Raw genomic sequence first — 12,991 nt, 5'->3', positions numbered from 1 at the left:
TTTGTCCCTCCAGCTACCCCCCCCCCTAACCCAGCCCCGGAAACACACCCCCCCTCCCCCCCCCCCCCCCCCCCCCCCCCCCCCCCCCCCCCCCCCCCCCCCCCCCCCCCCCGGGCCGTGTTGGTCAGGGTCGTGCTTCCTGCCGCCGCTCCCGTCCGGTCGGACGTGCTCAGATCTCGCCGCGGAGCTTGGCGAGCGCCTCGGCGAGGATCGCCTCGCCGTCCGCGTCGCTGCGCCGCTCGCGCACGTACGCGAGGTGCGTCTTGTACGGCTCGGTGCGCGGCGGGTCCGGCGGGTTGTCCCGGTCCTTGCCTGCGGGGAAGCCACAGCGCGGGCAGTCCCAAGTGTCGGGAATCTGCGCGTCGCTGGCGAAGCTCGGCTGCGTCTCGTGCCCGTTCGAGCACCAGAAGGAGATGCGGAGGCGGGGCGCGGACTCGCCTCGCTCTGCCTCCCCCATCGGCCCCGCTCCGACCCGACTTCCTCGGATCGCGTTGCCACTTGCCACGGTCGTAACTCCCTGCGTGATGGTGCCGCGAAACGTCAATGAGCCGCTCCGCTGCGGGCGCCCCAGTCTACGTAAGGCCCAACGCGCGTCCAGTGGCCGGAGTTACCGCCCGTCCGCGAGACGCAAGGCCCATGATAGGCCGCGCATACGACGGTACGTCAGCTGTCGAGTTTCATCAGCAGGCCGAGCACGATGATGCAGATGAACCAGAGCACGCCGACGGCGATGGTGATCCGGTCGAGGTTGCGCTCGGCGACCGAGGAACCCCCGACGGAGGACTGCATGCCGCCACCGAACATGTCGGAGAGGCCGCCGCCCTTCCCCTTGTGCATGAGCACCAGCATCATCATCAGCAGGCTGAAGACGATGAGGGCGATCGAGAACCCCAAGACCACGGCTGGACCAACTCTCTCGGACTGAACACTCTCGGACTGAAAACGCCAGAACCGCTAAGGAACACTGAAAACGGCGCAGGGCCGGGCGGTGCGTGTACACCGGTCCCGGCCCCGACAGGGTACGACGGGTGGGCCCCATCGTCATAGCAGCCGTAGCCGCCGCCCGCTGCTACTGGTCGCGGAACCTGACGATCTTGACGAACTCGTCCACGTCCAGCGCCGCGCCGCCCACCAGGGCGCCGTCGATGTCCGGCTGCGCCATGATCGCCGCGACGTTGCCGGACTTCACGGAGCCGCCGTACTGGATGCGGACCTTGTCGGCCAGCTCCTGGCTGTAGAGCTCCGCGAGGCGCCCGCGGATGGCGCCGCAGACCTCCTGCGCGTCCTCGGGGGTGGCGACCTCGCCGGTGCCGATCGCCCAGACCGGCTCGTACGCGATCACGATGGACTCGGCCTGCTCGGCGGGGATGTCCGCGAGGGCGCCGTCGAGCTGCGCGAGGGTGTGCGCGACCTGGTTGCCGGCCTTGCGGACCTCCAGGCCCTCGCCGACGCAGAGGATCGGCGTGAGGCCGTTGAGGTAGGCGGCCTTGACCTTGGCGTTGCAGATCTCTTCGTTCTCGCCGTGGTACTGGCGGCGCTCGGAGTGCCCGATCGCGACGTACGCGCACTTCAGCTTGGCGAGCATCGCGCCGGAGATCTCGCCGGTGTACGCACCGGAGTCGTGCGCCGACAGGTCCTGGGCGCCGTACTTGATCTTGAGCTTGTCGCCGTCGACCAGCGTCTGCACCGACCGGAGGTCGGTGAACGGCGTCAGGACGGCGACCTCGACGGACTCGTAGTCCTTGTCGGCGAGGGCGAAGGCGAGCTTCTGGACGTGTGCGATGCCCTCAAGGTGGTTGAGGTTCATCTTCCAGTTGCCCGCCATCAGCGGGGTGCGGTCACTCACGGTGATTCAGTCCTCCAGTGCGGCGAGGCCGGGGAGCGTCTTGCCTTCGAGGTATTCGAGGCTCGCGCCGCCGCCGGTCGAGATGTGATCGAATCCCCGACCGGTCTTCTCGTCGAAGCCCAGCTGGCGCACGGCCGCGGCCGAGTCGCCGCCGCCGACGACGGTGAACGCCGGGCTGTCGAGAAGCGCCTGGGCGACGGCTTTGGTGCCCTCGGCGTAGTCGGGGTGCTCGAAGACGCCCATCGGCCCGTTCCAGAAGACGGTGGCCGCGTCGGCGAGCTTCGAGGCGTACAGCTTGCGGGTCTCGGGACCGATGTCCAGACCCTCCTGGTCGGCCGGGATGGCGTCCGCGGCGACCGTCGTGGGGTTGGCCGGGGCCTTGGTCTTCAGGTCCGGGAACTCCGGGGCGACCAGGACGTCGACGGGGAGTACGAACTCCACGCCGCGCTCCTCGGCGCGCCGGAGGTAGCCCTGGACCTTCGGGATCTGGTCCTCCTGGAGCAGCGAGATGCCGACCTCGTGGCCCTGGGCCTTGAGGAAGGTGTACGCCATGCCGCCGCCGATCAGGATGCGGTCGGCCTTCTCCAGCAGGTGGTCGATGACCCCGAGCTTGTCGGAGACCTTCGCGCCGCCCAGGACGACGGCGTAGGGCCGCTCGGCCTCGGCGGTGAGCTTCTTCAGGACGTCGACCTCGGTGGCGATGAGGTAGCCGACGGCGTGCGGCAGCCGGGCCGGGAGGTCGAAGACCGAGGCGTGCTTGCGGTGCACCGCACCGAAGCCGTCGCCCACGTACAGGTCCGCGAGCTCCGCGAGCCGGTCGGCGAACGCGCCGCGCTCGGCGTCGTCCTTGCTCGTCTCGCCCGCGTTGAAACGGAGGTTCTCCAGCAGCGTGACCTCGCCGTTCGCCATGGCGGCTACGGTGGCCTTCGCGCTGTCGCCGACCGTGTCGGTGGCGAACGAGACGTTCTTGCCGAGCAGTTCGCCCAGCCGCGCCGCGGCCGGCGCGAGGGAGAACCGCGGGTCCGGGGCGCCCTTCGGGCGGCCCAGGTGCGAGGCGACGATCACCTTGGCGCCCGCCTCGGCGAGCGCGGTGACCGTCGGAACGACGGCGCGGATGCGCCCGTCGTCGGTGATGGCTGTGCCGTCCAGCGGCACGTTGAGGTCGGCGCGGACGAAGATCCGCTTGCCTTCGACCCCACCCTGAATGAGTTCGTCGATCGTCTTCATGGTGACTCCGTCGTAGTCAGTCATGAGACAGGGCCCGGACGACGCGCCATCGCGTCGCACGAGCCCTGTCCTTCACATCTCGGTGCCCGGGTCAGGCAGCGTTCAGAGCCGGCCACCGACGTAGGTGGTCAGGTCCACCAGACGGTTGGAGTAGCCCCACTCGTTGTCGTACCAGCCGATGACCTTGACGCTCTTGCCCTGGACCATGGTCAGGGAGGAGTCGAAGGTGCAGGAGGCCGGCCAGTTGACGATGTCCGAGGAGACGATCGGGTCCTCGGTGTACTCCAGGATGCCCTTGAGCTGGCCCTCGGCGGCCTTCTGGAACGCGGCGTTGACCTCGTCCTTGGAGACTTCCTGCTCCAGCTCGATGACCAGGTCGGTGACCGAGCCGGTGGGGACGGGGACGCGCATCGCGATGCCGTCCAGCTTGCCGGCGAGCTCCGGGATCACCAGGGCGGTGGCCTTGGCGGCACCGGTGGTGGTCGGGATGATGTTCTCGGCGGCGGCACGGGCGCGGCGCAGGTCCGAGTGCGGGAAGTCCAGGATGCGCTGGTCGTTCGTGTACGCGTGGACCGTGGTCATCATGCCCTTGACGATGCCGAAGTTCTCCAGGAGAACCTTGGCCATCGGCGCCACGCAGTTGGTGGTGCAGGAGGCGTTGGAGATGACGTGGTGGTTGTCCGCGTCGTACTTGTCCTGGTTGACGCCCATCACGATCGTGATGTCCTCGTCCTTGGCGGGCGCGGAGATCAGGACCTTCTTGGCACCGGCGGCGAGGTGCTTGGAGGCGTCGGCCTTCTTGGTGAAGATGCCGGTCGACTCGATGACGATGTCGGCGCCGAGCTCGCCCCACGGGAGGGCGGCCGGGTCGCGCTCGGCCATCGTCTTGAAGGTCTGGTTGCCGACCGTGATGGTGTCGTCGGTGTGGCTGACCTCTTGCTTCAGGCGACCCAGGATGGTGTCGTACTTCAGCAGGTGAACCAGGGTGGCGTTGTCGGTCAGGTCGTTGACACCGACGATCTCGATGTCCGCACCCTGCTCCAGCAGTGCGCGGAAGTAGTTACGACCGATACGGCCAAAGCCGTTGATGCCTACGCGGATCGTCACGAACCGATCTCCTCGTTGGTTTGCCGGTCTGGACGCCGGCGAGCTGTATGGGATGTCCCCGACCGACTCCGACCCTACCTCTAACAAGGGACGTACGTGACATTGGCAGCGCTGGCCCGCACCCCCTTGCCGCGGGGTGCGGGCCGGCGCCATCGGTCACGCTCGGTCAGCCGCGTACGGCGCGCAGCGCGCCGCCCAGGAGCTTCGCCCGCTCGGCCGCTCCCGGCACGTGTTCCAGGCCGAAGCCCAGCAGGACGGTGTCGCGGGTGGTGACGGCCGCCGAGGAGTGGAAGAGCTCCTTGGAGCGGGTCCAGTCGAGGGTGCTCGCCGGGCTGCCGGGCGGCGGCCCGGGCACGGTCCAGGGGGCGAGGGCGGTCTCGAACCCCTCGGTGGGCTGTGCGGCGCCGCCGATGACGACCTTGGTGCTGTCGACGAAGACGCCGCGGCCTCCGGTGCTGGGGTCGGTGATGTAGGAGACGGCCAGCTCGGCCTTCTTGCCCGCGTAGGCGCTCAGGTCGAAGGAGGCCGGCTGCCAGCCCGCGGAGGCGCCGGTGAAGCGGTGCCACGCCCCCGAGGTGCCGCGCGGCTGGCAGCTGCCGTCGCCCAGGGTCAGGTAGTGGGTGAGCCAGGGATGCAGGTTGATGTAGTAGCCCTGGCCGCATTCGGCGGGGACGTCGGTGGTGGTTCCGCCGTTCGCGTCGGGCAGCGTGGTCCAGTCGTCCTGGCCCACCGTGTGCGCCTCGACGACCGCGTTGTCGTAACCGGTCTCGGTGTCGAAGCTGAGCCGGAGGGCGAGGCTCGGCTTGTCCGCGGCGCTCGCGCCGGTCAGGTCGACGGTGCGGGCCAGCCGGGTGTAGGCGCTGTCCTGGTGCTGGGTGGCCGCCATCCAGTCGCCCTCGTATGGCTGGGAGGGCGGGCGGAGGCCCGGGTAGTCCCCGGCGGCGGCGCTGCTGAACTGCGGGAATGAGGCCGGGGGCAGGGTGTCCGAGGTGACCGCGTACGAGCCGGCAGCGTCGAGGGGGTTGCCCGCGACGCCGGTGAGGTTCGCGGCGAGGTCCTTGAGGCTGCCGGCGCCGGTGAACTTCGTGGGCCCCTTGAGGGACGTACGGCCGTACGCGCCCAGGTAGTACTGGCTGAAGTCGTCGGTGTCGGCCGCGCCGACGCGCGCGCTGCCGCCGGCCAGTTCGCCGCTGGTGACGACCTTGCCGCCCTCGTTGATGAAGGCGCGCACGGCGAGCAGCGTCGCGCCGCCGGGGCGGTTCGCGCCGGAGTACCACAGGACGGTCTTGAAGTGGCCGAGCACGCCGAGCGCGTGCGGCGCGCCCTGTTTGGCGACGTCCCAGACGGCGGCCTCGCGGCCGTTGTCCGCGAGGGCCTCGGTATAGGCGGCGAGGTGCCGGGCGGGGCCGGCGCCGCCCTCGTCCGCGAGTACCAGGGTGTCGGCGCGGGGCCGCTCGGCGACCGTGTAGGTGAAGGGCTTGCTGGACGTGCTCGCGCCGTCGCGCGTACGGCCGGTGAACCACACCTGCGCCTTGGAGCCGACGCCGGCGTCCTCCACCTGGGCCCGGTACTGGTCGAAGCGGAGGTTGTCGTCGCCTCCGTACCGTTCGCCGCCGGTCCACGCCTTCAGCGGTTCGGTGTGCGTACGGCCGCCGTCCACGCGGTAGTTGAGCCGCTTGTCGCGGAGGCTCCTGCGGGCGGTGACGGCGACTTCCTGGCCCTCGCCGCGCGCGTAGGAGGTGGCGAAGGTGTCAGGGGTGAAGTCGGGCGCGGGGATGCCCACCGAGGAGGACGGCCGGTCGGGGTGGCGGGAGCTCTCGGCGACCGAGAGGGCGAACGGGATGTTCTTGGCGAACTCCCGCTGGATCAGCTTCTCGTCGTCGGGGAAGTTGAAGACGGACTGGCAGTCGGCCGGGTTCCAGGGGTCGTCCGGGTCGACGGCGGAGGCGGTCTGGCAGGTCGACATCTCCGGGGTGAACATCATGACCCCGTTGGCGTTGGCCGCGTGTCCGTCGGCCTCGCCGTTGGTGGTGTAGAGCTCGGAGGAGACCTGCGGGTGGTAGCCGGGGATCGCGGAGTTCTCGGGGGTGCCGGCCAGCGACCGGTAGATCACGTCGTCCGGGGTCGGGGTGGCGACCTGCCAGCCGACGCCGTAGAGCAGGAGTTCGGCCGCGGAGTGGTAGTTGATGGCGTACGTGAAGCCGACGCGCTTCTCGAACGCGTCGAGGGCCTGGGTCTCCGGCTCGGAGGAGGGGCCCGCGCCGCGGTAGGTCTCGCTCGTCGGACGGGGCGACGAACCCTCGTTGTCGTAGCCCCATTTATAGGAGAAGTTGCGGTTGAGGTCGACGCCGTCGCCGGCGGTGATCTTGCCGTCGCCGTTGTTGTCCCGGAGGTTCTTGCGCCAGAGCCGGTTGGCGGGGGCCTTGAAGGTGTAGTCGTAGCCGTCCGGGTTGGCGGAGAGCACGAACCACAGCTCGGTCTGGTCCACGAGCTTGGTGATCTGCTCGTTCTTGCCGTAGTTGTCGAGGTAGTAGTGCATCAGCCGGCGGGTCGTCTCGGGCGTGATCCACTCGCGGGCGTGCTGGTTGGAGCTGTACAGCGTCGAGGGCTTCTCGCCGTCGGCGGTCTTCTTCGCGCCCTTGCTGAGCTTGAGGGCGAGGATGTCCTGGCCGTTCACCGTCTTGCCGATGCTGACGACCTTGGTGATGTCCGGGTGGGCCTGCCCGGTCTCGACGATCTCCTGCTGGAGGCCGTTCTTGCCGCTGTACGGGCGGAAGACGCCGTCCCCGGCGGCCTTGAGCCGCGCGGCCGTCCGCTGGGAGATCTTCTTCTCGGTGAGGCGGATGCCCTGGCCACGCAGGTTCGCGGCCTGGCCGCCGGTGAGGTACAGCTCAACCGGGGCCGTGCCCTTGTCCGGTATGCGCGTACCGAGTTCCTGCCCGTCCACGCCCTCCCGGAGCAGCAGCGGCATCTGCGCGTGGCCCACCTCGGCGGTCCATACGGACAGCCCGTCCCCACCCGGCTGTGCCTGTGCCTGTGCCTGTGCGAAGGGTGCCGCGGCCAGTCCGCCGAGTAACAGCGATGCCACTGCGAGAACCGCTCTCGCCTTGCGTCTCATGTGCCCCCCTTGCCGTTGTCTGTCGCGTCTGTACGCAGACGACAGGCTTGCCACACTTCATGATCATGTCAATGACTCATCCGGGAGCGGACACAGCACTGTCCCCGGCACCCGTTCTTTTCGGACGCCGGGGACAGCCAAGGGCAGCTCAGCCGCCGCGGGCGGTCAGCCGACCAGCCCCTCGGCCAGGTCGTCGGCCAGGTCCTCGGTGAGATTCGACTCCGTACCCGGAATCCCGAGATCCTGCGCGCGCTTGTCCGCCATCGCCAGCAGCCGGCGGATACGGCCCGCCACCGCGTCCTTGGTCAGGGCCGGGTCGGCGAGCGCGCCCAGCTCCTCCAGCGACGCCTGCTTGTGCTCCATGCGCAGCCGGCCGGCCGCGGCGAGGTGCTCGGGCACCTCCTCGCCGAGGATCTCCAGCGCCCGCTGCACCCGCGCGCCCGCGGCGACGGCCGCCCGCGCCGAGCGGCGCAGATTGGCGTCGTCGAAGTTGGCGAGCCGGTTGGCGGTGGCCCGCACCTCGCGCCGCATCCGGCGCTCCTCCCAGGCCAGCACCGACTCGTGCGCGCCGAGCCGGGTCAGCAGCGCGCCGATCGCGTCCCCGTCCCGTACGACCACCCGGTCCACGCCGCGCACCTCGCGCGCCTTGGCGGCGATCTGCAGCCTGCGGGCGGCGCCGACCAGCGCGAGCGCGGCCTCCGGGCCCGGACAGGTCACCTCCAGCGACGAGGAGCGGCCGGGCTCGGTGAGCGAGCCGTGGGCGAGGAACGCCCCGCGCCAGGCGGCCTCCGCGTCGCAGGTGGCACCCGAGACGACCTGCGGGGGCAGTCCGCGGATCGGCCGGCCGCGGCCGTCGACCAGGCCGGTCTGCCGCGCCAGCTGGTCACCGCCCGCCACTACCCGCACCACGTATCTGCTGCCGCGCCGCAGCCCGCCAGGGGCCATCACCACCAGGTCGGAGGCGTGCCCGAAGATCTCCAGGATGTCCTTGCGCAGCCGCCGCGCCGCGATCCCGGTGTCCAGCTCCGCCTCGATCACGATGCGTCCGCTCACCAGGTGCAGCCCGCCCGCGAACCGCAGGATCGCCGAGACCTCCGCTTTCCGGCAGCAGGTCCGGGTGACGGGAAGCCGGGAGATTTCGTCCTTCACCGCTGCCGTCATCGCCATGGGCCGATCCTTCCATGCATCCGAAAAATACGGTCGTACGCGGCGGCCAACAGCTCCGGGTCGTGCTTCGGGGAGCCGTCGAGCGCGGCCACCGGCGCCAGCTCGACCGCGCCGCCGAGCCGTTTCGCGGCATCGGTGAGGCTCTCTCGGTCGGGCACGGCGGCCTCGTCGGCCAACACCACGTCCAGGGCGAGTTTAGGGGCGTGTCGGGCCAAAACCTCCAAATGACGCTGCGGGGAAAAGCCATCTGTTTCACCGGGTTGCGGTGCCAGATTCAACGAGAGGACCCGGCGCGCCTTGGTCTCCTGGAGCGCTTCGAGCAGTTCGGGAACGAGCAGATGCGGGATGACGGAGGAGAACCAGGAGCCGGGGCCGAGCACCACCCAGTCGGCGTCGAGCACCGCCGCCACGGCCTCCGGCACCGCCGGCGGGTCCTCCGGCACGACGTGCACCGACTGCACCTCGCCGGGGGTGAGCGCCACGGTGGCCTGCCCCCGGACGGTGGACAGCTCGTCCGGGCGGTCCGCGTCGTGGCCCCGTACGAGCGCCTGGAGCTCCAGCGGCACCGCCGACATCGGCAGTACCCGGCCGTGCGCCCCGAGCAGCTTGCCGACCAGGTCCAGGGCGCTCACATGGTCGCCGAGCTGCTCCCAGAGGGCGACGATCAGCAGATTGCCGACAGCGTGCTCGTGCAGCTCTCCCTCGCTGGTGAAGCGGTGCTGGATCACCCGCGCCCAGGTCTGGCCCCAGTCGTCGTCGCCGCAGAGCGCGGCCAGCGCCTTGCGCAGGTCGCCGGGCGGCAGCACGCCGAGCTCGTCGCGCAGCCGTCCGCTGGAGCCGCCGTCGTCGGCGACGGTGACGACGGCGGTCAGGTCGCCGGTGATCCGGCGCAGTGCGGTGAGCGAGGCGGACAGCCCGTGGCCGCCGCCGAGGGCGACGACCTTGGGCTGAGCGCCCCGCGCGCCCCGGCGCGTACGACTGCCCGGTACGAGCTTGCGTACGCGCCCCATGCGCATCGTGCGGCCCGTCATTCGCGCCCCATGTCCCGGTGGACGACCACGGTCTCGACGCCTTCCGAGACGAGGCGCTGGGCGAGCCGCTCGGACATGGCGACGCTGCGGTGCTTGCCGCCGGTGCAGCCGACCGCGATGGTCACATAGCGCTTGCCCTCGCGGCGGTAACCGGCGGCGATGAGCTGGAGCAGCTCGGCGTACCGGTCGAGGAACTCCTTGGCGCCGGGCTGGTTGAAGACATAGCCCGAGACCTCCTCGTTGAGGCCGGTGAAGGGCCGCAGCTCCGGGACCCAGTGCGGGTTCGGCAGGAAGCGGCAGTCCACCACGAGGTCGGCGTCGACGGGGAGCCCGTACTTGTAGCCGAACGACATGACGGTCGCCCGCAGCTCCGGCTCCTCCTCGCCCGCGAACTGGGCGTCCATCTTGGCGCGCAGCTCATGCACGTTGAGGCTGGAGGTGTCGATGACCAGGTCGGCGTCGCCCCGCAGCTCGCGCAGCAGCTCGCGCTCGGCCGCGATGCCGTCGACGATGCGGCCGGGGCCCTGCAGCGGGTGCGGCCGGCGGACCGACTCGAAGCGGCGGACCAGGGCCTCGTCGGACGCCTCCAGGAAGATCACGCGCCGCTTGACGTGCTTGGCCGCCAGGGCGGCGAGCGATTCGCGGAGGTTGTCGAAGAAGCGCCGGCCGCGTACGTCCACGACCACGGCGATACGGGCCACGTTGCCCTGCGAGCGGGCGCCGAGGTCCACCATGGTGGGGATCAGGGCGGGCGGCAGGTTGTCGACGACGAACCAGCCGAGGTCCTCCAGGCACTTCGCGGCGGTGCTGCGGCCCGCCCCCGACATGCCGGAGATGATCACCAGTTCGGGGATGGCCGGCGTCTCGCCGCTCGGCTCCGCCGTCGTCGCCGTACTCACCTGTGCCTCGTCTCCGTGGATCTCATTCATGCCTCGTGCCCCCGTTCCGATGAGGACGCAGCGGGCGCGGCCTCCTCATCCTCAATGATCTCTCCTGTCGCGGTGTTCACCGCAGGGGCGGCCGGAGCCGCCTTGGCGAGGGCCGCGGCGACCGTCTCGGCGGTCTTGCGGCCGATGCCGGGCACCTCGCAGATCTGGTCGACCGTCGCGGCGCGCAGCCGCTTGACGGACCCGAAGTGCTTGATCAGCGCCTGCTTGCGGGTGTCGCCGAGGCCGGCCACGGCGTCCAGCGGGCCGGCCTTGATGGCCTTGGCGCGCTTGCTGCGCTGGTAGGTGATGGCGAACCGGTGCGCCTCGTCGCGGACGCGCTGGAGGAGGTAGAGCCCCTCGCTGCTGCGCGGCAGGACGACCGGATCGTCGTCGTCCGGCAGCCAGACCTCTTCGAGCCGCTTGGCGAGCCCGCAGACGGCGACGTCGTCGACGCCCAGCTCGTCCAGGGCCCGCTTGGCGGCGGCGACCTGCGGCTGCCCGCCGTCGACCACGACGAGCTGCGGCGGGTACGCGAACCGCTTGGGCCGGCCGTCCTCGTCGAGGGAACCGGATTCCAGGGGCTCCGAGGGGGCCGCCGGGTCGGACAAGGCGGCCGGGTCGGACGGGGCCGCCGGGTTCATCAGAGCCGGGGCGCCCGTCAGGGCCAAGGCGTCCGTCGGAGCCGCGGGGCCCGTACCGGCCGCGGCGTCCGCCGTCGCCGCCGCGTCCTGCTCGCCCGCCCACTCCCCCGTCTTCTGCTTCTCCTGGAGATAGCGGCGGAAGCGGCGCCCGATGACCTCGTGCATGGACCGGACGTCGTCCTGGCCCTCGAACGTCTTGATCTGGAAGCGGCGGTACTCGCTCTTGCGGGCGAGCCCGTCCTCGAAGACGACCATGGAGGCCACCACGTCGTCGCCCTGGAGGTGCGAGATGTCGAAGCACTCGATGCGCAGCGGCGCGGAGTCCAGGCCGATCGCCTCCGCGATCTCCTCCAGGGCGCGGGAGCGGGTGGTCAGGTCGGAGGCCCGCTTGGTCTTGTGGAGCACGAGCGACTGCTGGGCGTTCCGCTGGACCGTCGCCATCAGGTCCTTCTTGTCGCCGCGCTGCGGGATGCGCAGGCTGACACCGGAGCCGCGGCGCTCGGCGAGCCACTGCGCGACGGGCTCGACCGGGTCCGGGAGGGCGGGGACGAGGACCTCCTTGGGGACCGCGTCCCCCTTCTCCTCGCCGTACAGCTGCTGGAGGGCGTGCTCGACGAGGCCCGCGGTGTCGACGGCCTCGACCTTGTCGGTGACCCATCCGCGCTGTCCGCGGACCCGGCCGCCGCGCACGTGGAAGATCTGCACGGCGGCTTCGAGTTCGTCCTCGGCGACGGCGATCAGGTCGGCGTCGGTGGCGTCGGCGAGGACGACGGCGTTCTTCTCCATGGCGCGCTTGAGCGCCTCTATGTCGTCACGGAGGCGGGCCGCCCTCTCGTACTCCATGTCCTCGGCGGCCTCCCGCATCCCCGCTTCGAGGCGCCGGATGTACGTACCGGTGCGGCCGGCCATGAAGTCGCAGAACTCCTCGGCCAGTTCGCGGTGCTCCTCGGGGGTGACCCGGCCGACGCAGGGGGCGGAGCACTTGCCGATATAGCCGAGCAGGCAGGGCCGGCCGATCTGGGCCGAGCGCTTGAACACCCCGGCGGAGCAGGTCCGTACCGGAAAGACCCGGAGCATCAGGTCGACGGTCTCGCGGATCGCCCACGCGTGCCCGTACGGCCCGAAGTAGCGCACGCCCTTCTTCTTGGGCCCGCGCATCACCTGGACCCGCGGGAACTCCTCGTTGAGGGTGACGGCGAGGGAGGGATAGCTCTTGTCGTCGCGGTACTTGACGTTGAACCGCGGGTCGAACTCCTTGATCCACGAGTACTCCAGCTGGAGCGCCTCGACCTCGGTGGACACGACGGTCCACTCGACGGAGGCGGCCGTGGTGACCATGGTCCGGGTACGCGGATGCAGACCGGCGAGGTCCTGGAAGTACGAGGCGAGCCGCTGGCGGAGGCTCTTCGCCTTCCCGACGTAGATCACCCGGCCGTGCTCGTCACGGAATTTGTAGACCCCGGGCGAGTCGGGGATCTGTCCCGGCTTGGGTCGGTAGCTGCTGGGGTCGGCCATGTCAGACACCCTACTTGCGGCCGGTGACAGTTCCGTCGCCGAGCGGTGCCGGCTCCGGGCCGGGGAACCCGCTCGCACTGGGGCCTCGGGGCCGTGCGGGGCACGGGAGAGCAGAGGCTTCGGCGGGGGCGGCCGGGGGCGAGGGGCCGATGGAGCCCCGGCGGCGGGGAGGCACTGCCGCCGGGGCCGCTGGTCGAGGACGGTCCGGCCGAAGCCGGTACGGGCGGGACCGCGGGCCGATCCGCGGCTCAGGCCGTCCGTCCAGGGGCCCCGGCGGCGATCCGCGGCCCAGGCCGTCCGTCCAGGGGCCCCGGCGGCGATCCGCGGCCCAGGCCGTCCGCGAGGCCGCGGGCCGGTCCGAGGCTCAGGCCGCGCCCTGCCCGTACCGGCCCCGGCGAACCGTTTCCTGC

At 70.9% G+C, this 12,991-nt stretch carries 10 protein-coding genes; all 10 read right to left on the bottom strand.

Going from position 1 to position 12,991, the window contains the following annotated elements; all coding sequences use genetic code 11:
• Nucleotides 1-169: 169 nt before the first annotated feature.
• On the bottom strand, nt 170-505 hold the full coding sequence (locus AC07AB_RS16835) for an RNA polymerase-binding protein RbpA (protein ID WP_076971064.1): 336 nt from the start codon (nt 503-505) through the stop codon (nt 170-172).
• A gap of 158 nt (nt 506-663) precedes the next feature.
• A complete protein-coding gene (gene secG, locus AC07AB_RS16830) occupies nt 664-900 on the bottom strand; it encodes a preprotein translocase subunit SecG (protein ID WP_384400125.1) in 237 nt (78 codons plus the stop codon).
• Between the two features lie 169 nt (nt 901-1,069).
• On the bottom strand, nt 1,070-1,846 hold the full coding sequence (gene tpiA, locus AC07AB_RS16825; protein WP_478566733.1) for a triose-phosphate isomerase: 777 nt from the start codon (nt 1,844-1,846) through the stop codon (nt 1,070-1,072).
• A gap of 6 nt (nt 1,847-1,852) precedes the next feature.
• Entirely contained in the window at nt 1,853-3,073 is a 1,221-nt protein-coding gene (locus AC07AB_RS16820; protein ID WP_478566730.1) for a phosphoglycerate kinase, read from the bottom strand.
• Nucleotides 3,074-3,175: 102 nt separating this feature from the next.
• Entirely contained in the window at nt 3,176-4,180 is a 1,005-nt protein-coding gene (gene gap, locus AC07AB_RS16815; RefSeq protein WP_478566728.1) for a type I glyceraldehyde-3-phosphate dehydrogenase, read from the bottom strand.
• 166 nt (nt 4,181-4,346) lie between these two features.
• Nucleotides 4,347-7,298 (bottom strand): M14 family metallopeptidase, encoded by a 2,952-nt coding sequence (locus AC07AB_RS16810; protein ID WP_478566725.1) that lies wholly within the window; start codon nt 7,296-7,298, stop codon nt 4,347-4,349.
• Nucleotides 7,299-7,463: 165 nt separating this feature from the next.
• A complete protein-coding gene (gene whiA, locus AC07AB_RS16805) occupies nt 7,464-8,465 on the bottom strand; it encodes a DNA-binding protein WhiA (RefSeq protein WP_363229098.1) in 1,002 nt (333 codons plus the stop codon).
• The gene (locus tag AC07AB_RS16800; RefSeq protein ID WP_478566722.1) at nt 8,456-9,496 is read right to left on the bottom strand and encodes a gluconeogenesis factor YvcK family protein; all 1,041 of its coding nucleotides are present in this window, start codon (nt 9,494-9,496) and stop codon (nt 8,456-8,458) included. Before AC07AB_RS16800 ends, whiA begins: the two co-directional genes overlap by 10 nt.
• On the bottom strand, nt 9,493-10,425 hold the full coding sequence (gene rapZ, locus AC07AB_RS16795; protein WP_478566719.1) for an RNase adapter RapZ: 933 nt from the start codon (nt 10,423-10,425) through the stop codon (nt 9,493-9,495). Before rapZ ends, AC07AB_RS16800 begins: the two co-directional genes overlap by 4 nt.
• Nucleotides 10,422-12,581, bottom strand: a complete 2,160-nt coding sequence (gene uvrC / locus AC07AB_RS16790) for an excinuclease ABC subunit UvrC (protein ID WP_478566716.1) — start codon at nt 12,579-12,581, stop codon at nt 10,422-10,424. The genes rapZ and uvrC overlap by 4 nt, the downstream gene beginning before the upstream one ends.
• Nucleotides 12,582-12,991 lie beyond the last annotated feature (410 nt).

The organism is Streptomyces sp. NPDC044033, from assembly GCF_056434425.1.
The sequence above is the reverse complement of the archived record's forward strand: the minus strand, read 5'-3'. Positions and strand labels throughout refer to the sequence as shown.